This is a genomic window from Mesorhizobium sp. P2_E9, from assembly GCF_056403815.1.
Map to the genome: position 1 here is coordinate 447,230 of NZ_JBFUET010000002.1, position 23,847 is coordinate 471,076.

At 63.0% G+C, this 23,847-nt stretch carries 16 protein-coding genes; 10 read left to right on the plus strand and 6 right to left on the minus strand.

What is annotated here, in order from left to right:
* Positions 1-6 precede the first annotated feature (6 nt).
* Positions 7-1,029, plus strand: coding sequence for a hypothetical protein (locus AC1D05_RS05325; protein ID WP_477438869.1), 1,023 nt, complete (start codon positions 7-9; stop codon positions 1,027-1,029).
* A 29-nt stretch (positions 1,030-1,058) separates the two neighbouring features.
* On the opposite strand, the gene AC1D05_RS05330 is transcribed toward AC1D05_RS05325, so the two are convergent.
* Genes AC1D05_RS05330 through AC1D05_RS05340 form a run of 3 tightly spaced genes read right to left on the minus strand, consistent with a single transcriptional unit; the run spans position 1,059 to position 4,990 of the window.
* Positions 1,059-2,222, minus strand: a complete 1,164-nt coding sequence (locus AC1D05_RS05330) for a hypothetical protein (RefSeq protein WP_477438871.1) — start codon at positions 2,220-2,222, stop codon at positions 1,059-1,061.
* A gap of 7 nt (positions 2,223-2,229) precedes the next feature.
* A complete protein-coding gene (locus AC1D05_RS05335) occupies positions 2,230-2,664 on the minus strand; it encodes a DUF6484 domain-containing protein (RefSeq protein WP_172234891.1) in 435 nt (144 codons plus the stop codon).
* Position 2,665: 1 nt separating this feature from the next.
* Positions 2,666-4,990 carry a type VI secretion system Vgr family protein gene (locus tag AC1D05_RS05340; protein WP_477438873.1) on the minus strand — a complete coding sequence of 775 codons (2,325 nt, stop codon included), beginning with the start codon at positions 4,988-4,990 and terminating at the stop codon, positions 2,666-2,668.
* Positions 4,991-5,238: 248 nt separating this feature from the next.
* On the opposite strand from AC1D05_RS05340, the gene tagH reads away from it, so the two are divergent.
* The 8 genes from tagH (at position 5,239) to AC1D05_RS05380 (ending at position 19,897) form a co-directional block, all read left to right on the plus strand.
* On the plus strand, positions 5,239-6,291 hold the full coding sequence (tagH, locus tag AC1D05_RS05345) for a type VI secretion system-associated FHA domain protein TagH (RefSeq protein ID WP_477438875.1): 1,053 nt from the start codon (positions 5,239-5,241) through the stop codon (positions 6,289-6,291).
* Positions 6,292-6,585: 294 nt separating this feature from the next.
* On the plus strand, positions 6,586-8,097 hold the full coding sequence (gene tssL, locus AC1D05_RS05350; protein WP_477438877.1) for a type VI secretion system protein TssL, long form: 1,512 nt from the start codon (positions 6,586-6,588) through the stop codon (positions 8,095-8,097).
* A gap of 22 nt (positions 8,098-8,119) precedes the next feature.
* Positions 8,120-11,668, plus strand: a complete 3,549-nt coding sequence (gene tssM, locus AC1D05_RS05355; protein ID WP_477438879.1) for a type VI secretion system membrane subunit TssM — start codon at positions 8,120-8,122, stop codon at positions 11,666-11,668.
* Positions 11,669-11,827: 159 nt separating this feature from the next.
* Positions 11,828-12,607, plus strand: a complete 780-nt coding sequence (locus AC1D05_RS05360; protein WP_477438881.1) for a PP2C family protein-serine/threonine phosphatase — start codon at positions 11,828-11,830, stop codon at positions 12,605-12,607.
* Positions 12,607-15,180, plus strand: a complete 2,574-nt coding sequence (locus AC1D05_RS05365; protein ID WP_477438883.1) for a serine/threonine-protein kinase — start codon at positions 12,607-12,609, stop codon at positions 15,178-15,180. The genes AC1D05_RS05360 and AC1D05_RS05365 overlap by 1 nt, the downstream gene beginning before the upstream one ends.
* Positions 15,181-15,287: 107 nt before the next feature.
* Complete coding sequence (locus AC1D05_RS05370; protein WP_477438885.1) at positions 15,288-15,698, plus strand: DUF1036 domain-containing protein; 411 nt, start codon at positions 15,288-15,290, stop codon at positions 15,696-15,698.
* Positions 15,695-18,109, plus strand: a complete 2,415-nt coding sequence (locus AC1D05_RS05375) for a peptidoglycan DD-metalloendopeptidase family protein (RefSeq protein WP_477438887.1) — start codon at positions 15,695-15,697, stop codon at positions 18,107-18,109. The genes AC1D05_RS05370 and AC1D05_RS05375 overlap by 4 nt, the downstream gene beginning before the upstream one ends.
* Before the next feature lie 165 nt (positions 18,110-18,274).
* Positions 18,275-19,897, plus strand: coding sequence for a caspase family protein (locus AC1D05_RS05380; protein WP_477438889.1), 1,623 nt, complete (start codon positions 18,275-18,277; stop codon positions 19,895-19,897).
* A 138-nt stretch (positions 19,898-20,035) separates the two neighbouring features.
* Here AC1D05_RS05380 and AC1D05_RS05385 read toward each other — a convergent pair whose 3' ends face one another.
* Positions 20,036-20,572, minus strand: a complete 537-nt coding sequence (locus tag AC1D05_RS05385; protein ID WP_477438891.1) for an OmpA family protein — start codon at positions 20,570-20,572, stop codon at positions 20,036-20,038.
* A 192-nt stretch (positions 20,573-20,764) separates the two neighbouring features.
* Between AC1D05_RS05385 and AC1D05_RS05390 the strand changes: the two genes are divergently transcribed.
* On the plus strand, positions 20,765-21,355 hold the full coding sequence (locus AC1D05_RS05390; protein ID WP_477439130.1) for a DUF6931 family protein: 591 nt from the start codon (positions 20,765-20,767) through the stop codon (positions 21,353-21,355).
* 6 nt (positions 21,356-21,361) lie between these two features.
* Here the strand turns inward: AC1D05_RS05390 and AC1D05_RS05395 are convergent, their stop codons facing one another.
* Positions 21,362-22,606: a caspase family protein gene (locus AC1D05_RS05395; protein ID WP_477438893.1), complete on the minus strand. Its 1,245-nt coding sequence runs from the start codon at positions 22,604-22,606 to the stop codon at positions 21,362-21,364.
* Between the two features lie 7 nt (positions 22,607-22,613).
* Positions 22,614-23,708, minus strand: a complete 1,095-nt coding sequence (locus AC1D05_RS05400; protein ID WP_477438895.1) for an OmpA family protein — start codon at positions 23,706-23,708, stop codon at positions 22,614-22,616.
* Positions 23,709-23,847 lie beyond the last annotated feature (139 nt).

Genomic DNA, 23,847 nt, shown 5'->3' on the forward strand with positions numbered 1-23,847 from the left:
TACATCATGGGCGGTGGCGCCGTGACACCAGCTGGCCTCAATGCGCGCCAGACACTTGCGGCAATCCGGGCCAGTCTTTCAGCGTTCGAGCGGCGTACCCTAACCGACCCGTTCGGCGAAGATCAGACCGTTTCCCGCATCCCCTCGCACTATTCCCTTCGCCTCACCGAGAACGTGTGGCTCACTAGCATGGCTGCGCGCGCGGTCGGCGAGGCGCTCGAAAAAGGCGGTGTTTCTGCTGGAGCCAGCGCTCTGCTGTTGGTAACGCCGGAGGCGTTCCGGGACCATCTGGCTTTCTCGGAGATACCGGCCAGCCAGTTTCTTGCCGGTCTGCAAGACAACCTGGGCGAAAGGTTCCATCCCTCCTCGCGCGTCTTCGACGGTGGCGCCGCGGCCTGTATCGGGTTGCTGGATCGGGCGGCGGACCTCCTGGCCACGCCAGGAGTCGAGCAGGTTCTGCTGGGTGGCGTCGACAGCCTGGTGAACGACAAGGATATCGCCCGGCTCATGGCCGCCAACCGCCTGAAGGCCGAGGACAATGCGCAGGGTCTTGTGCCGGGCGAAGGTGCCGCCGTCGTCTGCCTGCGCCGCTCGCCCGGTCGCGGTTTGGCCGCCCAGTGCGCCATTCACGGGGTCGGCGCCGCGATGGAGGAAAACTCCGTGTTGTCGGAGAACAACAGCCAAGGCAGGGCGTTGGTGGCTGCCTGCCGTACCGCGATCGAAGACAAGGGGCCGACCGAGTCCGACATCAAGTTCATTGTTGGCAACGACAATGGCGAACGGTACAGCGCGTGGGAGACATTGATCGGGCGTGCACGCTTCTACCGAACGCGCCGCGAGACCTTTCCGATGGCCTATCCCGCAATGACGATCGGCGACATCGGCGCCGGTGCCGGTGCGCTGACCCTGCTCATTGCCGCCGACAGTTTCGCCAAGGCCTATGCTCCCGGCCGTGTCGCCATGTGCGAGGCCGCATCCGAAGCCGGCATGCGTGCCGCCGCGCTGGTCAGCCAGGTCGTCAGTGGGTGATTGAACCGCCTCGCGCCCTCGGGCGGTTCTCACATCCAGGCCGGAATCGGGCGAGAACGCCGCCAGTTGACCATCGCAAGCTCCGCGTTAGCAAGCGCCTTCCTCATTGCATCCAGCTTCAGCCTCCGCATTGACTGAAATTTATCGAACCTCGCCGGGCCTTTCCCATTGTCCCACCAGGCTTGGGCCCGCGAAGCGGAAGGCAGCGGCGTCACCTCTATAGTCTCGAACTCCGGCCCCAGCTTGGCTGGGTCCGTGACGAACACGTCGGTGTCGTTGAAGTCAATCTCGATCAAGTCGCGCAGGGCGAGCCCCGCTGCATAAACGAGTTCCGGCGACTGCATCTTCTCGATCAGCCAGGGCATGATCGCCATGTCACCCATCAGTCCGCTCGCCGCGACTGCCGCCTCCCGCGTTGCCGAGGTGGATACGAACTGCTGCCACCATGACCGCGTCGCGATCGACGGCGTGGTGAGCAGCCGAATGTCCATGACGGCTCCAGCAAACTCCGGATAGCCTAGCAACATCTTGTCTAGCACGGGTTGCGCCAGCCGAGCCTCGCCCAGCAGGCATGCCGCTACCGCCGCCTGCAGCCGTTCCTCCGCGCCACGCGCTTCCATACATGCCGCAACCTCGACGATCACATCCCGACGCCGCCGCGCACCCGCGAGCTTCAGCGCCCTGCGCCGCACTTCAGCGTCGCGGTCAGTCAGCAGTTCCGCGAGCCTAGGCCCGGGATCGACTTCATGGTGGTACAGCGCGCCAACCCCCAATGCACGCTCCGTTGCGACCGTCGAATTCAGCCAACGCGCAACGAACGGCTTCAACCTGTCCGGCGAGCTGCGCGCAACCGCGCCGGACAGCGCCGACAACCCGGACTTCCCAAGCGGTCCCGCGCTCTCAAGGGCAAACCTGATGGCGGGCGCGGATTGCCATTCGAACGCCAAGGCCCCGAGTAAAAACAGTTCGGGCGGCTCCTGGTAGTCGGCAAAGCGTGCCGTCACGAGGTCCCACGCCGCCTGGCCGGCTGCGAACAGCCCGTCGAGATTGGCGTCGAGCCGCTGGTCGATGCGGCCTATATCGAAAGGCCCCATCAGGTGGCCATCGATCTCCCGCGCACGACGGTGCCACAGGAACGCGGCGTCCTCGACATGCTGCTCAATAATCGCCGGGATCGTTGCAATCCGCTGCATGGAGTTCTCAATTGAGGTGAACAGCCGCGCCCCGCACACGGTTCACGCCGCTTGCCTGGCTGCTCAGCTGACTGCCGCGTATCGAGATGCGACCATTCTTCTCCAGAATAATGGAGGCCAGGCCGCAACGCAGTTCAATGCGCTCCTTGGCATTCAGCGTCACTGTTTCGCCGTCGCGAACCACCTGCACTTGGTCACTCGGGTGTGCAGGATCCACAATACGTCCGACGACGAGCGGGCGGCTCGGATCGCCACCTTCGAAGAGCAGCGCCACCTCCGCGCCGACCGCCGAGGAGTCGAGCCTTGCCAGGCTGCGGGCCCTGAGTGCCGTCTCGCCGGGATTGCCGACGAACACCACGAGCGGCGCGCCATCCTCGAAGCCGATCAGCAGCCCGATAACGACACCGTCGATGCGTTCGACCGATTCGTCGCGTCCAGTCATTTCAGTTGTTGAAGACATTGCTACCCTTGATCTTGACGTCGCCGTCAGCTTTGACCTGGACATCGCCGCTGCCTTGGATGCGGATATCCTTGCCTTTGATGGAAATCGTGCCATCCTTTTTCATGGTGATGGAGGCGTCGCCGCATATCAGCGTGATCTCGTCGCCGGCATCGATCATCAACTTCTTGCCGACCTTGATCGAACTGTCTTCGGCAACTTGAATACCGCTGCCCTTGCCGACCTTGAGTGCGTGGCCCCCGCCGATTTCGGTGCTGTCGTCGGCGGCAATGCTGACGCTACGTGCCGCGCCGACGCTGAAGGTTTGGGCGCTGCCAACGGTGATACTCTGGTCAGCTCCGACATTGATCGTTTGCGCCGCTCCCACGTTCCAGCTATCCGCGGTGCCGATGCTATGGCTCTGACTGAGCCCGACAGTGACGGACCGTGTTGCGCCGATGGTGTTTGTTTGCGGCCCGCCAACGCTTCGTGTCTCGGATGCACCGACCGTATCGATGCGGGCAGCGCCAACAGTCACCGTCTGGACAATCCCCACCGTCTGAGAGTGGTTGGAGCCGATCGTCTCCGTCGAGTTCGAACCGATGCCTATCGTCTCATTCGACCCCACCGTCAGCGACCGGTTCTTGCCCACCGTCTCGGTGTCGTTCGAGCCGATATTCGTGGTCTGGTCGACGCCGACCTTAACCGTCTTGTTGTTGCCGACGTCCTCGTCGAGGTTGTGGCCGACGGAATGCTTGGCGTCATGGTCGATGCGGTCGGACTGGTCGTGCTGGACCAGCTTGGTGCGGTCGTGCTTGATGAGAAGGTGGTGGTCCTTCTGCGCCTGGAAATTGACCAGTTCGGAGCCGGCCTTGTCCTCGAACATCAGCTCGTTGTAACCGCCGCCACCTTTCGAAGAGTTGGATTTCCAGCCCGATTGCGTTGCGTTGCCCGGCAAGCCGTAGGGCGGCATCTGCGAGGCGTTGTAGACCCTGCCGGTGATGATCGGCAGGTCGGGGTCGCCCTCAAGGAAGTCGACGATCACCTCCTGGCCGATGCGCGGTATCTGGATGAAGCCCCAGCCGCTGCCGGCCCAGGTCTGCGAAACACGCACGAAGCAGGAACTGTTTTCGTTCTTCTTGCCCAGACGGTCCCAGTGGAACTGCACCTTCACCCGGGCATATTTGTCGGTGAATATCTCCTCGCCCGAAGGGCCGACCACCGTCGCCGTCTGCGGCCCGCGCATGATCGGCTGTGACGTGATGCGTGGCGGGCGATAGGGCAAGGCAGTCGGCGCGACACCCAGCACGATCTTGTAATTCTCGATGTGGGCCTCGTTCTGGGTTCTGTAGCCCGGATCGAACAACCTGTATTCGGCGCTGACCACCAGATACTCCTGGTTCTGGTCATCGCGCGGAAAGCTTTCCAACTTGAAGGTGCAGCCGGAATGGAGGCCGCGCACGGTTCCGACCGCAGTGATGCGCTGGTGCACGGCCTGGAGTTCCTCACGCCGGATACCGGCCAGGGTGTCGCCGCGCCCGACATCGAGATGCGCGCCAGGCTGGCGATAATTCTCGCCGGAGGCTTCCTTGTGGCTGAACGGCTGGGCAGACTTCGCCATCAGGTCGGCGCCAGGCTTCTTGAAATCATAGTCGGTGTGGGCATAGGCGCCGGGCCGCACCGAACTGCCCGGAATCCATTCGGTGATGTATTCGACGTCGCGCCGCGAGCCCTGTCCCTCGAAATTATAAGGTATCTTCTCGTAACCCGGCGCCGGCTTCAGCTTGCTCATCGCGTCGCACAGCACGAGCGTGTGCTTGCCCTCGTCATGCTCGAAGAAATAAAAAATACCTTCGTGCTCGAGCAGGCGCTGCACGAAATCGAGATCGCTCTCGTCGTACTGGACACAATATTCGCGCGACGGGTACGAACCCTGCAGCCGCTTCTCGAATTTCGCCGTACCGTATTTCGAGAAGATCTTTTCGACGATCTCGACGGCCGTCATGTTCTGAAAGATCCGGCAATCGGTTGCATTCCCGAGGAACCAGAGCCACGGCCTGACGATCGCTTCGTAGTAGGCCAGCCGGTCCTCGATGCGGGTCAGGCGAAATTCGGACACCAGGCCGCTGAACCACCGTTTCGGATCGGATTCGCCTTCGACCGAAACCACGCCGCCCAGCATCTTCAGCGGATCGATGTCGGAACTGGGCCCGACGAAGCCAACCGTATAGGCAAAGCAGCGGCTGATCTCGTCGCGCCCGACAAGATGCGTGAAGGTCAGCTCGGCGCCGACCGGTGTCTGCACAACCGTGGCACGTTCGTTCGGCATGGGTCGTGCCCCTCCTGGACGCGGCCGCCGGCGCGGTGGATTTGAAGTTCCCGCCATCTCATCAGGAACTTTCAGGCCCGCCGCACCAGGCCATGTTGAGCCTACCACATGTTGTCGCGCCGACCAAAGAGGACGCACGGCGGAAAAACCTTACCATGTCGACGCATCGCCTCGAAACGCTGCTGTCCTGTTGGATGTGCAAACTGCTAGAATGTGGAGTATCGGTCAGTGTTCGACGGCGATCCTGGATGTACATCAGTCTGCAAATCAACAATGTCGACGCCTTGCCTACGGGCATCTCGACCGGCTACGCGGCGCGGGATCGCAGCTTTGAGATCGGACGCGATGCTTGCGACTGGACCTTGTCGGACCCCGACAAGTTCATCTCGGGCCGGCATTGCGAGGTCCGCTACGAGGCAGGCGCGTTCTGGCTGCACGACGTCTCGCGCAACGGAACCTACATCAACGGATCGAGCCAGCGCATGACCGGCCCGCATCGGCTGGGCAACGGCGACCGGATGCTGATCGGCCGTTATGTCATCTTCGTGTCGATCGACGAGGAGCGCGTAACGACCGGCCATCCCAGCCACGGTTCGACGCAGCACGAAATGCCGGTCGCGGCAGGCCGGTCGCTGGAATTCGGAAATGGACCGCTCTTCGATCCGGCGGAGCAACGGTCCGGGCAGCGCGGTCCGGCATCGACGTTCCCATCGCAACCGCCTTTGCCCTCGACCAGAGACGAAGTGCTGCGGGAGATCGCGATCGCGGCCGGCATCTCGCCGGAATTGCTGCAATCGCGCGACCCGCATGAAGTTGCCGCCGAAATCGGTGCGGTGCTGCGGACGGTAGTCGAGGAACTGACCTTGCTGCTGAAGGCGCGCGCGGCCGCGAAAATGCTGGCCAAGAGCACGCAACGAACGATGATCAGCGCCGCCGACAACAATCCCCTGAAGTTCGTTCCGGGAACCGACGACATCCTCGAAATCATGTTCGCACGGCGCCGGGCCGGCTATCTCGATGCCAGGCGCAGCATCGAGGATGCATTCCGCGATCTCAAGACGCATGAATTCGCCACCTATGCCGCCATGCAAGCGGCGCTGTCGCGGCTGCTTGACGACTTATCCCCGGAAGCGATCGGAAGAAAGCTTCCGCCGACATCGTTCTCGTCGAAAAAGAGCCAGGCCTGGGACGCTTTTGTCGCGACCTGGCGAACCATGGAGGAAGCACACGAGAACGGCATGCTGGACATATTCCTGGCCTATTTCAGCGAAGCCTATGCCAAAGCCGACAAGCAGAAATAGGCGCTTCAGGGGAGCACTGCAGCCGACGAAGATACGTCTTCGGCGCGCGGCATCCGGTTCCAATCGAGGGTTTCCGGGATTACGATCGCATACGACAATTCGCCAAGCGGGTAAGGCTCATCGACCTGGGGGTCTACGGCAAATGTCATCATACGGCGGGATAGTAAGGTGTAGCCGACCGTCCTCAAGACACTGCCCTGGCCTGCAGGGCTCGTCTTTGCTTTACCTGACCACGAACCGCCTTGCGCCCGCCCGGCAAGAGCGCGGGTGCCGGGCGCGAACGGACGATCGGCCATGAGCTCGAAGGACGATCCTTTCGGCCCGGTGGACAAGACCGTCATTCGCGCTACGCCACGGCGCGAGCGAAAGCCGGCGCCGGTCGCTCAGGAGCCCGTCGCGGATGGCGGGCAACCCTCGCCGGTCAAGGAATCGACCGTGTTCGATCCCGGTGTCGGCCGGCATACACCGCCGGGCTGGACATCCGGGACCGTGATTTATCAGGGAACTCCTCCCGTGGCGGCGGGAGGCGGCGCTTCCGCGGCGGCGCCGACGTTGGCTCTGCGGCAGGAGACCCTGCTCAATGTCACCGACAGCGTCCGATATTCCGCGGCAAACCCGATCCTTGCAGCGGCCGCACCGTTGCTGATGCTGTTCGGCCAGCTCAGGCTTGTCCCCGTCGAGAGACAGGCGGAGCCGTTGGCCGAACATGTCGCTGAGGCGATCGACAAGTTCGACAGGGCATTGGAGAAAGCAGGCGTTGCCGAAGAGGATGCGCGGATTGCTAAGTTCGTCCTCTGCGAAACCGCCGACGATCTTATCGGCAACCTGCCTTGGCCGCGCAAAGACGCCTGGGCGCAGCACAGCATGCTGTTGCAGTTCTTCCACGTCGAGCCCAACGGCACGGGCTTCTTCGAAGCGCTGAACAAGATCCTGGCCAGTCCGGAGGCACATTACGACCTGCTGGAACTGATGCATGTCTGCCTGTCGCTGGGGTTCGAGGGGCAGTATAGAGGCCTGACACGCGAAGACACCAATCTCGAACGCGTTCGGCGCGACGTCTACGAAACGCTTCGCTATTTCAGGCCCCGCGCCGACGAGGACATCTCGCCGCGCTGGCAGGGCCTGGCGGCGACGATGTCGCAGTCATCGACACGCCTGCCGCTCTGGGTTGTTGCGGCAGCGGCGACGGCGCTGCTGACAGCGGCATTCTTCACGCTGCGGGTCTTCATCACCAATGAAGGCGACGCCACTGCCGGCGAATTGCTGGCACTCAACCCATCGACGCCGATCGCCATCGAGCGCGCCAGCGTGGCGCCGCTGGCCGAACAGGTGAAAGTCACCCCGCCTGCAGCCACGACCACGCAGATCGATCGCATCCGTTCGGCACTGGCCAAGGACGTCGAAGCCGGCGGGCTGACCGTGGGCACGAAGGGTGACTTCATCGTCGTGGAAATCAACAATCTCCTGCTGTTCCAGTCCGGCAAGGCCGATGCGAAACCGGAGTTCCAGCCCATTGCCGCTGATATCGCAGCCGCCCTGGAACCCGAGCGCGGACCGATCAGGATCGTTGGCCATACGGACAATGTGAAGCCGCGAAAATCGAGCCCGTTCAAGTCCAACTTCGACCTGTCCGTCGCCAGGGCGAAGGCCGTCGAAACGATGATGGCGCCGGAGTTCAGCGATCCCTCGCGACTGACCGTCGACGGCAAGGGCGAGGACGAGCCGATCGCCGACAATGCGACGCCGGAAGGCCGCGCCAGGAACCGCCGTGTCGATGTGATGATCGCCAAGGAGGAAACATTGTGAGCGCGGCCGGTTGGGAGCGCCGATGACGCGTTGGCTGCTGCGGATCTTCAGCATGATCGCGCTCGCCGGTTTTTCGGCGGCAGTGTGGTTTGCCGGACCTTTGATCCGCTTCGCCGATAGCCGTCCTCTCGGGCCTGTCTGGCTGCGTGCGACAATCATCGGCGTGATCGTGGCGGCCGTGGCGCTGTTCTATGGATTGCGTTTCTGGCGGATGCGCAAGGCGCAAAAGGCGCTGGAGACTGCCGTTTCCCGCAATGACGACAGGAACGACGACTCGCAGGTGCTCGAGGCGCGCATGAACGAGGCTATCGCCGCGCTCAAACGGTCGAGCGGCAAGCGCAATTTCCTCTATGAGGTCCCCTGGTACATCATCATCGGTCCGCCCGGCGCGGGCAAGACGACGGCACTGGTCAATTCGGGCCTGAATTTTCCGCTGGCCGGTTCGGGTGATGCCCAGCCGGTCGCCGGCGTTGGCGGAACGCGCGCCTGCGACTGGTGGTTCACCGACCAGGCCGTGCTGATCGACACCGCCGGACGCTACACGACGCAGGAGTCCCATGCCGAGAGCGACAGCAAGAGCTGGCTCGCCTTCCTGTCGCTGCTCAAGAAATACCGCACGCGCCAGCCGATCAACGGTGTCATCCTGGCGATCAGCCTTGCTGATCTCATCGGCCTCGACGATCAGCAGCTCAATACTCATGTCGTCGAGATACGCAGCCGGCTGCGGGAGATCCACGAGACACTGAAAATCCAGTTTCCGGTGTATCTGCTGTTCACCAAGGCCGATCTTGTTTCCGGGTTCATGGACTATTTCGGCGCTTTCGACGAGCCACGCCGGCGCAGGGTCTGGGGCGCGACATTCCAGACCAGCGATCGCACCAAGAACATGGCCGCCGAAGCGCCGGCCGAATTCGATGCACTGGCAAGGCGCCTGGTCGAGGAGATGTCCGACCGCCTTCAGGAAGAGACTGACCCGGTCGCACGCATATCGGTCTTTGGCTTTCCGGCGCAGTTTGGCGCGCTGAAGGGCCGAGTTGCCAGTTTTGTCGCCAGCCTGTTCGATCCGGGCCGCAGCCAGGTGAATGCCAGCCTGCGCGGGCTCTATTTCTCGTCAGGCACGCAAGAGGGAACGCCCATCGATCAGGTGTTGGGTGCGATCGGCCGCAGCTTCGGCAGCAATTCCCGCGCCCATCTTTCCGGAAGCGGCAAAAGCTTCTTTCTGCATGATCTTCTGACCGGCGTCATTTTTGCCGAATCCGGATGGGTCTCGTACGACAAGTCGGCTGCAAGACGTGCAGCGATCGCCCGATTTGCCGGGCTTAGCGCCATCGCATTGATAGCCGCGGCCGCCCTCGGCACCCTGGCTCTGAGCTTCACCGCCAACAGGTCGCTGATCGCCTCCACCACGCAGGCCATGGGCCAGTATCGCACGACGGCGGACGCGTTGCTCAAAAGCACCGAGGTCACCGATGTCGACCTCGAAAACGTCATCGGTCCGCTCGACCAGTTACGCGACCTGCCGGCCGGGTTCGAGACCGGCGACGTGCCGGCACCGATCGAGGAAACGTTCGGCCTCAGCCAGCGGGAGCGACTGCTTTCGGCGTCCAAAACGGCTTACCGACAAGCGCTGGAACGCATGTTCCGATCACGTCTGCTGATCCAGGCCGAGCGGACGATCCAAGCCAAGATGGCCGATCCCGCCGCGCTCTACGAGCCGTTGAAAATCTATCTGATGCTTGGCGGCAAGGCGCCGAAGGTCGACGACGCGTTGATCGTTTCCTGGATGAAGCAGGATTGGGAGCAGAACCGCTATCCGGGCGAAAACAACCGCGCGGGACGCGAGCAGCTCGAAAAGCATTTGCGCGCCATGCTTGCCCTGGACGACGCCTATGATCCGGTTTTCGAACTGAACCAGCCGCTCGTCGAAGCCGCTCAGCGCTCGCTCGGGCGCATGAGCCTTGCCGACCGCGCCTCCGCCTTGATCAAGTCTGCGATATACGCGGCAGCATTGGAGGATTTTTCCGTCTCCGTCAAAGGCGGGCCGGAGGCGCCGCTGCTGTTCGAGCGTGTCGACGGCGGCGATCTGTCTGGCCTGCGTGTTCCCGGCCTCTATACCTATGCCGGCTTCAACACCTTCTATCTCGGTCAACTCTCGCGCATTGCGCAGACGCTCGTCGACGACCAGTGGGTCCTTGGCGGTGGCGGCGAACAGGGCGGTATCGATCAGGAGTTGCTCAAGCTCGGCCCCGAACTTCTCGATCGCTATGGCAAGGAATTCGCAACGGCGTGGAACAGCGTTCTCGACCAGTTGAAGTTCAAGGCGATGCTGAAAGACAAGCCGCACTACATCGCGCTTTCCGCCGTCGCCTCGCCCACCTCGCCGATCGAACAGCTGTTTACGGCGATCGCCGACGAAACCGCCCTGACGCGGGAGGCTAAAGACTCAGGCACCGGGGTTGAGGCCGGCACGGTTCAAGGCCAGTCTCCGGACGCAGCGAAGATGGTCAAGGGCCTGGCTCGCATCGGCATTCAGATCGCCACCGGAAAATCGCAAAGCCGTGCCGGCACGGGATCCGCAGCAAACCAGAATCCCGGGGCCAACATCGAAGCGCAGTTCAGGTCGTTCCAAGCCCTGGTGAGCGGTCCTGCCGGACGCCGACCGATCGATGCCTTGACGCAGAATTTCCGCGACATCTACCAGAGCCTGAAACTGGCGACCGACGTGCCGTCGCAGACGGAACGCGTCAACGCCAATCTGCAGCTGCAGATAGCCACCCTTCGCGCCAATTCCTCGCGCCTGCCCAAGCCACTCGCCAGAATGGTCAATGCGACGGCGGACGAATTCGAGGGCAACGTCACCGAGACCTCGGTGGCGAATTTGAACCAGATGCTCGACCAGGCGGTCACTGCGCCTTGCGAAGCGGCGATCAACGGCCGTTATCCGTTCTCCGGCAATGCCACCGAGGACATGGCGATGGCGGATTTCGCCAAACTGTTCGCTCCGGGCGGGCTGCTGGACCGGTTCTTCGCGCAAAACCTCGCATCGCTGATCGACATGAGCGGTCAGGACTGGAGCTGGAAACAGGATGCGCGCTTCGGCCGCGACCTGTCGAAATCGACGCTGAAAAGCTTCCAGCAGGCAGCCGAAATCCGCAGCGCGTTCTTTCCCCAGGGCGGTTCGACACCCTCGATCAGCATCACCTTCACGCCGTTCTCACTGCATGGCGATGCCGATGCGGCGGTGCTCGATGTCGACGGTCAGACCGTCCAGAGCAACCAGGCGGGCAACACGCCGAGCATCTTGACCTGGCCGAGCGGTGCGGCTTCCGGATCCGCCAGTCTGAGCCTGACGCCGGAGATGCCGGGCCGCGACTCCAGCATCAAGTTCGAAGGGCCGTGGGCGCTGAAGCGGCTCATGGACAAGGCGACCATCACCGGCACCGACAGCAATGTCGAAGCCCGCTTCGTGATCGGCGGACGCGACGTCAGCTATACGATCCAGACCGGCTCCGGCCCCAACCCGTTCCTGCTTCCGGCACTTTCCGGATTCAGCTGTCCGAAGGCGTTTTGAGATGGGATTCGCGCTTTTCAATGCGTTGACACCTTGTACGGGCCTCAGGCGGCCGGACCTTAATTTCGATACTTTAATGGCCGAGCCTGTGGCAGACTGGCGTGAGCGGGCGCCCAGGAGTGCGCCGCAGAGGACGCGTGAGACGCGTTTGGTGGCAAGGTGAGCGATGTCGCCCTTCCCTTTGACAGTTTCGGCGTGAGCCACAAAGGCTGTGTCCGCGAGCACAATGAGGACAACTATCTACTCGAGCCGCGAACCGGGCTTTGGGTGGTGGCCGACGGAATGGGCGGGCATGAGGCCGGAGAGGTCGCCTCGGCCAGCATTGTCGACCACCTGGCCACGATCGGCATCGCAAGCTCCGCTCCGGATCTGCGAGCGCGCTTCGAGGATAGGCTGAGCCGGGCCAATGCCGAGATCCGCGGCATATCGGAATCGCGCGGCATCACCATCGGCTCCACGGTCGCCGCCTTGTTGGCAATGGACGGACGGTTTGCCTGCCTTTGGGCGGGCGACAGCCGGGTCTATCTGATCCGCAACGCCGCGATCTCGCAGATTTCGAAAGACCACACCGAAGTGCAAGAGCTGCTGGATCGAGGCATGATCAGCGCGGCCGAGGCGCTCACCTGGCCACGCCGCAATGTCATCACGCATGCGGTCGGCGTCAGCGACGACTTCGTCATCGATTTCCAGCAGGGCGAACTGATGCCGGGGGACGTTTTCGTGCTGGCCACCGATGGGCTGACGGCGCACGTCACCGACGCCGAGATCGAGGCCGCGGTGGTGTCGGCAACGCCGCAGGCGGCCTGTGAAAATCTGCTGGAAACGGTGCTGGCGCGAGGCGGAACCGACAATGTCACCATCGTGCTGGTGAAGATCGCAAACGAGCGCAATGGACAATCGCTCCACCCTGATCTGTCCAGAGCGGAGGGCCGAGGCTGATGAGCGCCGACGACAAGACGCGAATATCGCCGCAGGTGGCCAACACCGCCGTCGGCACGCAGCTCAGCGGCATCTACGAGCTTGACGAGCGGATCGCATTCGGCGGCATGGGTGAGGTCTACCGCGGCCACAACATCCAGACCGGAGACCACGTCGCCATCAAGATCGTGCTGCCGGAATTTGCCCGTGACCAGACGATCCTGTCCTTGTTCCGCAAGGAGGCCTCGATCCTCAACCATCTGTCGCATGACGCGGTCGTGCGATACCACGTCTTCACCATCGATCCCGGGATCGGCCGTCCCTATCTCGCCATGGAATTCGTCGACGGCGAGTCGTTGTTCGACATCATGCGGCGTGGGCCGATGCCGACGGAAGATGTGCGCAAGCTCTGTCATCGCCTCGCATCTGGCCTGGCCGCCGTGCACCAGGCCGGAGCAATCCATCGCGACCTCTCGCCCGATAACATCATCCTGCCGGGGGGCCGGGTCGACCGCGCAAAGATCATCGATTTCGGCATCGCGCGATCGGCGACCGTGGGCGGAGAGACGCTGATCGGCGGAAAGTTCGCGGGAAAATACAACTACGTTTCACCCGAACAGCTCGGGCTGTACAGCGGCGACGTCAGCGAACAGTCCGACATCTACAGCCTTGGGCTGGTGCTCGCTGCCGCTCTGCGCGGCAAGCCGATCGACATGAGCGGATCACAGTACGAGATCATCGAAAAGCGCCGGACGGTGCCCGATCTCTCAGACATAGACGACGATTTTCGCGACATTGTCGAAGCCATGCTGCAACCGGATCCGCAAGACCGGCCGGCCAGCATGGCCGATATCGCCAGGATGACGCGCGGCGAAGACGAAGCAACAACGCCGCCGCCATCCAGGACACCCCGCGACCGGCCGGCTTTGCCAGCGGCGGGGCATACCCTTATCCCTGATCCCAAGGCACAGCCCCAGCCCTCCAATGTCGCGGGGCACGATGCGCCGGCGGCAACGGGCCCGGGCGAACAGCGCTTCGTCCCGCATGTCCGGCCCGCGCATTTGTCCGAGCCGCAGCCTCAGGCCGTCCCCAGCCCGCCGCGCACGGCCGCGAGCAATGTCCCTGGAAAACCCGCGAAGACCCGAACCATCGCGTTTGCTGCCTTGGCAGCGCTGGCCGTCGCGTCAGGCGCGGGCCTCTACCTGAGCGGCTTCATGACGCCGGCGGCGCCGCCTGCCGGCAAGACATCGCTTTCGCCCGAACCATCAAAACCTGTAGCGGAAACATCGAAGCCGACCCCCACGGACAAGGTCGCGAGCGCGCCCGAGCCGACAAAACCGGTTCCGCCCGCGCAGCCGCAGGCCAGCGTCCCTCCGGCTGAAAAACAGCCAGATGCCGCGGCGGCTCAAAAGCCGCAACCGGCCAAGCCCGCCGAGGCCCCCTCGCAGGCCGAGGAACCGCCGAAGCCGCCGACCACGGACGCGCAAACCCAAACAGAGGCGAGCGCGCCGGCGGCTGGAAGCCAGGCAGATGCCAAGCCAGTGCAAGCGCCGGAGCCGGCGAAGCCCACTGCCTCCGCGCAAAAACCCCCGAAGCCATCCGTAACGAAGGTGAAGCAGCCGCCCGAAACGGCATCGCCGGCAATCCAGCCAGATACGATGGCCAGCAACAGTCAAACGGCAGCTCCAGCGCCTGACACAACCGCTCCAGCCCCGCCAACCGAGAAGGTCGCAACGCTGCCGCCGGCCCAACCAGAGTCTGTGCAGACCCCAATGCCTGAGCCACAGATCGGCCAGCCGGAAGCACCCAAGGCGGCCGTGCCCGCACCCAAACCCAGCGTGAGCCAGACGGATGCCGCGAACGCCGAGGGCCAAAACGCCTCATCACTGCCGGCCAAACAATCGGACCAGGCTGTCGTCGCGTTGAACGTGCCCAAACCGGCGGTCCCCCCGGTCGTCGACGACAGTGCGCAACGTGTCTCCTGGGTTCGCGACTTCGGCGGCGGCGACTGTTTCTATGCGACCATGACGTCGTCAACCGACAAGGCCGCCGCGATCGAAGGGTTTGGCACGGCGGTCCAGCCGTTCGAACGGATGCTCGGCGATTTCCAGGCAAAATTCCATGTCGAGCCGGACATCAGCGTCCGCCTCATCGAGCCGAGCCAATGCGAAGTCACCAACTTTCTGCGCTTTCTCGGGCAGGCCGCGGCCGACAAGCCGCAGCTTGTTCTCGACCGGACATCGGTACCTGATGGTACGCCGATCAGCGGCACGCTGGTGACGCGCGGCGGGCTCATTTCCAGCGTCCTGCTGATCGATCACAAGGGCATGGTGTTCAATCTCGACGACCGCATCGTCGCGCAATCCGACAAGGCTACCTTCAGCATCCCGATTGGCCTCGGCGCCGCCGACAAGGCAGCCGGGAAGGCCGTGCCGCAGATCATAATGGTGATCACAGGCCCGCAGGATATTCAGGCGGCAGCCTTCTCGACGCCGACGCCAGCCTCGGTGCTGCTGCCTAAAATTCTCGAAGAGATCGAGACCGACGGATCGCAATTTTCAGCCACTGCCAAGTATTTCCGGCTCGGCGGATAGCATGGCGCCCGATGGAACTCCGCCGCGCGTGTTTGCCTCATTCGTCTGCCGACCTGCCGATAGAGCAGCGTGATCCGGCTCGAGCCCTGCTTGCCCTGACGGGCCGCATGAAGCTTGCGGTCATGGCAGGGGCGGCACTGCTGGCTGTGCTGTCGTCCGGCGAAGCGCGTGCCGAATTCACGGTCTGCAACCAGACACTCGACGTCGTCAATCTCGCGGTCGGCCAGAAGGTCGACAATGCGGACCAGACCGACGGCTGGTGGACCATCGGCGCCAATCAATGCGTGAACGTCATCCGCGAGGAACTGACGAACCGCTACATCTACATCTATGCGACGGATGTATTCGGCCATGCGATCCTGACCGGATCGACCGAGATGTGCATCGAGCGGCGGCGTTTTTCGATCCGCGGCATCGACGAGTGCTGGCAGCGCGGCCATATCGCGGCGCAATTTCTCGAAGTCGATACGCTTGAACAGGTGCGGTGGACCTTCTTCCTGACCGGAAGCAATCCGTGACGCACAGTATCGACACCAGCTTCAGGGAGAAAAAACAGGCGCGCGCCGCGCTTCGCAGGCGCACGCTTTGGCGCCGGCTCATTGCCGGGTTCGCCGTGATTGTTCTGCTTTCGATCGGCGCCGGTTTCTACCTCACCGCGGACTATTGGTCGTTCGGCGACGAAGACGAGGAGTTGCACGCGGTCGAAGGCGCGGACGACGTGCCGGCCGATGCATCCGTCTATGTGCCGGCCATTATCGACCTGGCCGGGGATCCGATGTGGATCACGCTTGCGCCCGATGCCGACACGGCAAGCAAGGGCCATGCGGTAGCGCGCCCGGCCGAGCTCGACAGTTCCGGCGCCTCGCCGCAGATCGAGATCCTCTCCGACGTAATGCTGAGTGCCAGCGAAAAGTTCATGACAACGATCCCGTCGACGCAGGAGGACTTCGCATTCTTCCAGGCACAGCGGCGGACCGCTCCGACTTCTTCGGCTGCCGCACCCACCGAGCAGGCCGCTCCGCCTGCCCCGGCGGTGGCACCGAACGACCAGCAGGGCGACCTGGACAATGACCTGGCGGCACCCGATGCGAGCGAAGCCCCGGCCGGTTCGGCGCCCAAAGCGGATGCCAACGACCCGGAGGCCGGCTGGGGAGAGACCATCGATCAGGGCGAGGCAGCGCTGCCGGCCTTCAAGAAGACCCAGATCGAGAACAATACGACCGTCGCAACCGTGACCAGCGAGTACCAGCGCTTCGAGGCGACCGAAGACACCTTCGTGAAGATCCTCAACGACCGCAGCCTGGACAGCGTTGCGCTCGACGCGCATTTCTCCGCCGACGATGCCAAGCTGGCCGGCGAAGCCCTGAAGGCGCTCTTCAACCGGGACGGTCTGGAAGCTGGTTATGTTGTTGCCATGCGTGGGTTCCGGCCGAACCGCGAGACGACGACGATGTCGCTGATGCAGGTTTCGATCTACGCCAAGAATGTCTTTGTCGGCACGCTGACACGCAACGCCACGGGCGCCTTCGTGTCGGGTGTCGATCCCTGGGTGCGCGAGGACCTGTTCAACTATTCCGGTGCCGATCAAGGCGGGCCCAAGCGGCAATACCGCCTGCTCGACGCGATCTATTCGACGGCTGCGCGCAATAAGGTTCCAACCGGCGTCATCGGCGAGGCGATCATGTACCTGTCGCGAGGACAGGACCTCGACGCCTTCGCCAGCGAAGACCAGCGCCTGGTGTTGATCTACTCGCAGACGCCGCGCGGCAAGGAAGAGACGTCCGGGCGGGTGCTTTATGTCGGCGTCCAGGGCGGTGAGAAGACCATCGACTGTTTCGTCTTCCAGCAGAGCGACGGCCAGTTCGCCTGCGTCACCGGCAATGACGAGGTGCGCTCGCTGACTGTCGCCAACGGCATGGTCACGCCGGTGAACGGGGTCATGACCTCGACCTTCGGCCCGCGCAAGCACCCGATCCTCGGCGTCGTTCGTATCCACAAGGGTGTCGATTGGGCAGCCCCTGTCGGCACGCCGATCATGGCGGCCTTCGACGGCGAGATCAGTTTCCAGGGCGATGGCGGCAGCTATGGCAATCTGGTGAAGATTTCGCACGCGAACGGACGCGAGACGCGCTACGCGCATATGCAAAAATTCGCCATTGCCAGCGGCGTCGGCACCAAGGTGAAGGCCGGCGACGTCATTGGCTATATCGGCACCACCGGGCTTTCGACCGGCCCGCATTTGCATTTCGAGCTCTACCAGAACGGCGAGGCGATCGATCCGCTGGGGACGGTCACCACGGTCGCCACCTATGATTCTGGCAATTCCGGCAATTCCGGCGATGTCGCTGTCGAAACGCTGACCGAGCGGATCGTTCATGTCGAAAGCGGCGGCAGCGCCCGCGCCAAGAACCCGAATTCCTCGGCGACCGGCGCCGGCCAGTTCATAACCAAGACCTGGATCCGGATGATGAACACCTACCGGCCGGAACTTGCACGCACGCTGTCGACCGCCGACCTGCTCGCCCTGCGCTACGACGCCACCATTTCGCGCGAGATGGTGCGCAATCTGGCGCGCGAAGGCGAGGCCTATCTGCGGGCGCGCGGTCACCAGATCACAGCCGGCCGGCTCTATCTCTGCCATTTCCTGGGCATGGAGGGCGCACACCAGGTGCTGGCCGCGCCAGGCTCGGCGCAACTGAGCGCCGTGCTGGGGTCGGCAGTCATCCAGGCCAACCCGTTTCTCGCCGGAAAGACAGCCAGCTATGTAGTGGACTGGGCCGAAAGGAAGATGGGCCAGAAGCTGAGCCGTGTGGCCACCGACGCCACCCCGCCGCCGCCGACGACGGAGATCCGCCAGACATCGCCGGAGTTCGAAAAATACAAGCAGGCCGTCACCGCCCTCATAAGCTCGATTCAGACTGCGCTTTGACCTGCCTGTGGTGGCATCAGTCGCTCAGACTATTGGTGTCACTATTTTCGGACCTTCGTGAACCAAAACTGCGGTCAAGACCACACACGTCCAGGAGCCATTTTTGGCACAGGCGACCCAGTCGCCGACGAAATTTAGCACCCTTGGTGGGTAGAGGGCTGGTCCATGAAAACGATCACAGTCTTTCTGAGCGGGATTATCCTGGTTTTCCTTGCCGCCTTCGGCGCCGGGGCCGCCGCGCCTGACGTCAAGCGCGTCGCGCTGGTGATCGGCAACAGCAACTATGTCCATGCGGTTACCTTGCCCAACCCCGCCAACGATGCCCGCCTCATCGCATCGACGCTGCGCAACGCCGGCTTCGAGGTGATCGAAGGGGTCGATCAGGACAATGCCGGCATGCACAGCCTCATCAGCCGGTTCACCGAGCAAGCCTACGACGCCGACCTCGCGGTCATTTTCTATGCCGGTCACGGCATGCAGGTCGACGGCAAGAACTACCTGATCCCAGTCGACGCCGATTTGACGTCGCCGGCCTATCTCAAGACCCGCACCATTCAGATCGACGACTTCATGGCCGCGCTGCCGCCCGACCCGGCGATTGGCGTCATCATCCTCGATGCCTGCCGCGACAATCCGCTGGCGAGGACGCTGGCGGCCTCGCTGCCGAAAAGCCGCTCCACCTCGCTGGGCACAGGCCTGGCGCCGGTCGAAGCGAGATCGGACGGTGTCGGTACCGGCGGCCTGCTGATTGCCTATGCCACGGATCCTGGCGCCATCGCCTTCGACGGCGACGGGGCCGACAGTCCTTACTCCACCGCGCTCGCCAAGCATCTGACCGAACCCGGCGTCGAAATCCAGAGCGCGCTGACGCGCGTGCGCGGCGAGGTCACCGAAACCACGCAAGGCCGCCAGCGGCCGTGGCATAACGCATCGCTGGGACGCGAGGTCTTCCTGGGAAAACTCGTCGCGGCGGCGGCTGCAAATCCCGTGGCCGACGCATCGAACGCAGCCGCGACATCCGCCTCTGCGCCTGTCGCCGGTGGTTCGCCTTCCTGGGAAATCGAGCAACGTCTTTGGGATGAGGCTTCGAAGCACAATTCCGAGCCGTTCTACCAGGCCTATCTCGACCAGTTCCCGAACGGTCGCTTCGCCACCGTGGCGCGGCTGAACATCGACGAACAGAACGGCCCGAACGCTCAAAACCGGCAGGTCGCAGGCCTCGATACGAACCAGGCGAACGCCGGTTCCGGCTCTGCCGTGCGCACCTCAGTCGGCGTTCCGGACGAGGTGAAGCAGACGCTGGGCACCGAATTGACGGAAAGTGCGATCGGCCTCGACCGCCAGGGCCGCATCGACCTGCAGTTGCGGCTCGAAGCGTTGGGCAACGAGATTGGGCGCATCGACGGAACCCTGGGCTCCCAGACCCGTGAGGCGATCGGCATCTGGCAAGCCGATAACGGACTGCCGCAAACCACCTATCTGACGCGCGAGCAACTGGCGTTCCTCGTAATCCAGTCAGATCCGCAGATCGAAGCCGTGCGTGCCGGATACGCCGCCGATCAAGCCCGTGCGGCGCAGCCGAAAAAGCAGGTGGTGCAGAAGGCCCGCACGATGAGGCCGGTGGCGCAGAAGCCCCGCAAGCAGCAGCAGGTCGTTTCGAAGTGGCGCAACCGCGAGACCATGGTGCGGCTGGATGATCCTTCGCCGCGCCGGCGCAACAACGACTTCCTGACAAGGGCACTGATCTTCGGCGCCGGTGTGGCCGTGGGTAGCGTACTCAAGCAGTGACAGCCTAGAGCAATTCACTGTTTCACGGAAACAGTGAATTGCTCTAACTCTTTGTTTTGACGCAATTCCCTAGGGAAAGCGCTACGCGCTTTTCCCGGGGAAAACCGTTCTCACTTTTCCTGGAATTGCTTTAGCGCGCTACTGCGTCTTAATTCGCATTTCCACGCGGCGGTTGAGCGGATCGTACGGGTTGGGACTGCGCGGATACTTTTCGCCCATGCCGATCGCGTTGATGCGGGCGGGATCGACACCACTGGCCGTCAGGAAGGCTGCCACTGATTTCGCTCGCCGTTGCGACAGGCCTTCGTTGTAATGCACCGTGCCGGTGGCGTCGGTGTAGCCTTCGACGACGAAGCTGAACGTGCTCAGCCGGCTGTCCTTCAGCGCCTTGGCGAACTCATCGAGTTCAGCGCGCGCGGTGGTGTCGAGTGTGGCCGAATCCAAGCCGAAATTGATCAGCATATCGAGACTGGATTTTCCTTGCGGCGCGTCCTTTGCCTTGGTCTTGCTCTTGCACTCTTCCTCGGTGCCGACGCAGATTCCCCGCGACTTGCCGAGATCGGCCGCGCCGGCAAAAAACTTCACGATGTCTTCTGATTTCTGAACGGGATCGGCGGAAGCGTGGGTCGAGAAAAACACGACCGCCAACACAAAGGCTGACTTGCCCCACTGCATAGCGGTTACTCCTGTTTGAGCATCCGATTTGGACGATGGTGATGATACCAAATTTCATGGCAATTGTCTGTCGATAAGCGCTGAGGGCATTATAGTGCCGATGGGGTGTTGCAGCAGCACAAGGTTCAGACTTGACCCGCGCCGCGCCTGAGGCTTGAGTGGCCAAGGCTTCTCGATGAAAGCGTGGCGGTCATGGCCAATGGGCTCCGATTCAAGACGGCACGAGATCTTTTCACGGCTTGTCCCGCCATTGCCCGGGACATGAGAACCCTTCCAACCGATCAAGGTTCGATCGCGTTTTGCCGCGACCTGCTGGCCGGGCGCGTTCCCGAAGAAGCGATCACATTCTGTGCCTACCTGCTTGCCGAGCGGGCCGCGGTCTGGTGGGCGCATGAATGCCTGAGCCATCTGACCGAGCTGTTTGATGGGACAGATCAGGAATTGCTTGCGCATGTTGGCGACTGTTTGAGTGAGCCGGACAATCCTCGCCATCAGGCAGCCGTCGGCACAGCGGCAGTGACACCCCCAATAACGCCGGTCGGCTGGATTGCACTCGCTGCCGGATGGCGCGACAATGGTTCGGCCATGGCCGCGACGATGGCACCAACCTTGCAACCATTTCCTGCCCAACCATTTCCTGCTGCCCATGCGGTCAATGCCGGAATTCTGGCCGGACTGGCCCGTGTCGCTCTCGCGGACCGGTTTGCCGTTCTTTCGGCCTTTGTCGAAATGGGCATCCAGATGGCCGAGATCGAGGCGCGCCAATCGGCGGATGCCTATTAGGGCGGCCTACTTGCAGCCGCCTTGCGCCCATTTGGCCAGCGCCACCTTGAAGCGTGTTCCCAGCGGATGTTGCAGGCGCAAGACAGAGACATCGTTGGCGGCGAAATTTTTCGCCTGATCGCACAGCCGGGCCTCGTTCCATTCATGGCAGCCGTCGCAGTGCTTGCCCTCCCAGACCGACTTGTCCAACCCCTCCACCGGACTGAACAGCGGCTTGCTTTTGATCAGTTCGGCGATGCTCTTGCCGTCGATCGCCGCATCGCCGAAGTCGATCGGATGGTCGAAAAGGATCGGGGCGTCCGATGCCAGCTTGGGGATTTTCTGGCGCAGCACATCGAGCGCGAGCTGATCGCCACTTTGGCCTGACGCACCGGCCGCGCCGGTGTTGCGCGCTTCGGAGCCGCCTTCGGCCTGAGGCGTGCTCGCTTCGCCCACGATCAATGGCGCCTTGAGATCGACCTTGTGCAGGACGACCTCCGTGGTCAACGAAACGTTGAGCCAGGGGCGCTGCTTGCCGGCGGTTGCCTTGAAGACGTCGCTCGTCACCCTGTTCATCGCCTCAGTGATGGACACGTTGGATTCGCCGATGTGCTGAAGCAGAGCCGATGTGAACGGCGAATGCTCGCCCGACCCGTCATAGGCGAGTTGATTGGGACTGGCGGCGAAGGCGACAAGCGTGCCGGCGCCTCCATTCTCGATCGGGATCTCGGCAAGGCCGCTGCTTGCGCCGTTGACGCCTGCGGTCTTGGCCAACACCTCTGCAAGGGGATTGTCGCGGCATGCGTCGAGAAATACCAGCCTGATGCTGGTTTCCCGCGACATCTGGCGCAGAACGAAATCAACCGGCACGGCCTCGAAGTCGAGGGAGGTCTCGTCCTCCAGCGCGGCGTCGACCGGAAGCAGATAGTTCTTGCCCGAAACCTGCAGGCCGTGGCCGGCATAGAAGAACAGCGCGATATCGGCGCCGCGCACCTGTTTTGCGAACTGGGCGATCGTTGCCTGCGTCTGCGATTTGGTCTGGTCGAATCCGGCAACCACCTCAAAGTCGAGATTCTTCAGGCGTTCAGCCATGGCCTGGGCGTCGCGCACCGGATTGGCGAGCGGCGGCGCGTGCTGGTACTGGGAGTTGCCGAGGACAAGGGCTATGCGACGCTCGGCGCTGGCGGCCGTCACAGCCAACAGCAAAGCGAGCACCGCGAGACCGGCGGCGCGAAAGAGGCCGCCGCAACGGGCGATCAGACCGGACCTCACCGCACCCTCAGAGCTTGGTCGCGGAAAACTCGATCCGCCGGTTGAGCGCCTTGTTCTTGGGCGTATCGTTGGCGGCAACCGGCCGCTCCTCGCCATACCCGATCGCCGTTATCTGCGTGCGCGGAATGCCCGCGGCAACAATGGCATCGGCGACCGCCTGGGCTCGCCGCTCAGACAGTTGCTTGTTCGCCTCCGGCGAGCCGTCGGAATCGGTGTAACCGGAGACCTCGACCTTGAGGCTCGGGCATTTGCCGACAACACCTTCGACCTCGGTCAGCAAGGGACGGCTTTTCGCATCGAGCCGCGCGCTGGCGGGACGGAAGTAGATGGCGCCGGTGCGGGAGAGCACGGCGAACCGGTTCAGGCACTCCTCGTCGCTGAAGTTCGCCTTGGCGGCATCGGTGGCAACCGGGCCAACCTCGGCCGAACTCGCCACGACGGTCGGTGCGGCTGCAGGCTTGCTGCCGTCGGCGGTGAAGACGAAATCGAACGACACCGACGCGGTGGGCACGATGTTGGTGACATTGGCCGCCTGCTGCAGCTTGTCGACGTTCGGCAGCAGGCCGAAATCCTCAACATGGACAGCGACCGGAGCCTCCGAAGCAACCGACACCATGCTGTCGCTGATCATGGTGACGACGACGCTGGCCTCGAGATCCTTGTCGACGCCGTGCAGATTGAGGCGGAACGGCAAGGTTGCCTTCACCCTGCGCTTCGTCGCCAGATCGGCGAATGCGGCGGGATCCACCTTCGCCGTCAGCTCGGCCGTCGGAAACTTGAATGTCTCGAAGAACAGGAAGCGCATGCGGACATTGCGCAGGTCGACGCCGGTATCGACGGAATTGAGGTCGAACGTGACCTTGGCATCACCCGCCGCGCTCAGCGTACCGGTGATGTTCCTGATCTTGTTGGTCTCGACGATCGTGTTCTTCTTGACCGACTGGTAGGTGATCACCGAAGCGGCGGGATCGAGCGTCCAGTTTGGCGCGGCGCTCGCGGCTTGCGGTCCGAGCAACAGCAACAACGCGACGGTCAGGCCAAGAGCTTTTGCTGCAGGGCCTTTCGACGTTGTCTTCCACCAGAATGCGACGACTTCGAACATTGACCGCCCCTGCCCAGGACCACCGTATCGATACGACACCAAGCGGAGCATAGAGCACTTGCGACTGGTTGGCGAGCACTGCCAGAAATCCTAAGAGTGCCTGCAGCGCTGGCATTCTAAGACCATACTGCACGAGGTC

What these genes read in the sequence shown, in the direction of transcription:
- AC1D05_RS05325 (WP_477438869.1), top strand. Translation starts at nt 7, where the DNA reads ATGGGCGGTGGCGCCGTGACACCAGCTGGCCTCAATGCGCGCCAGACA.
- AC1D05_RS05330 (WP_477438871.1), bottom strand. Translation starts at nt 2,222, where the DNA reads ATGCAGCGGATTGCAACGATCCCGGCGATTATTGAGCAGCATGTCGAG.
- AC1D05_RS05335 (WP_172234891.1), bottom strand. Translation starts at nt 2,664, where the DNA reads ATGACTGGACGCGACGAATCGGTCGAACGCATCGACGGTGTCGTTATC.
- AC1D05_RS05340 (WP_477438873.1), bottom strand. Translation starts at nt 4,990, where the DNA reads ATGCCGAACGAACGTGCCACGGTTGTGCAGACACCGGTCGGCGCCGAG.
- tagH (WP_477438875.1), top strand. Translation starts at nt 5,239, where the DNA reads ATGTACATCAGTCTGCAAATCAACAATGTCGACGCCTTGCCTACGGGC.
- tssL (WP_477438877.1), top strand. Translation starts at nt 6,586, where the DNA reads ATGAGCTCGAAGGACGATCCTTTCGGCCCGGTGGACAAGACCGTCATT.
- tssM (WP_477438879.1), top strand. Translation starts at nt 8,120, where the DNA reads ATGACGCGTTGGCTGCTGCGGATCTTCAGCATGATCGCGCTCGCCGGT.
- AC1D05_RS05365 (WP_477438883.1), top strand. Translation starts at nt 12,607, where the DNA reads ATGAGCGCCGACGACAAGACGCGAATATCGCCGCAGGTGGCCAACACC.
- AC1D05_RS05370 (WP_477438885.1), top strand. Translation starts at nt 15,288, where the DNA reads ATGAAGCTTGCGGTCATGGCAGGGGCGGCACTGCTGGCTGTGCTGTCG.
- AC1D05_RS05380 (WP_477438889.1), top strand. Translation starts at nt 18,275, where the DNA reads ATGAAAACGATCACAGTCTTTCTGAGCGGGATTATCCTGGTTTTCCTT.
- AC1D05_RS05385 (WP_477438891.1), bottom strand. Translation starts at nt 20,572, where the DNA reads ATGCAGTGGGGCAAGTCAGCCTTTGTGTTGGCGGTCGTGTTTTTCTCG.
- AC1D05_RS05390 (WP_477439130.1), top strand. Translation starts at nt 20,765, where the DNA reads ATGGCCAATGGGCTCCGATTCAAGACGGCACGAGATCTTTTCACGGCT.
- AC1D05_RS05400 (WP_477438895.1), bottom strand. Translation starts at nt 23,708, where the DNA reads ATGTTCGAAGTCGTCGCATTCTGGTGGAAGACAACGTCGAAAGGCCCT.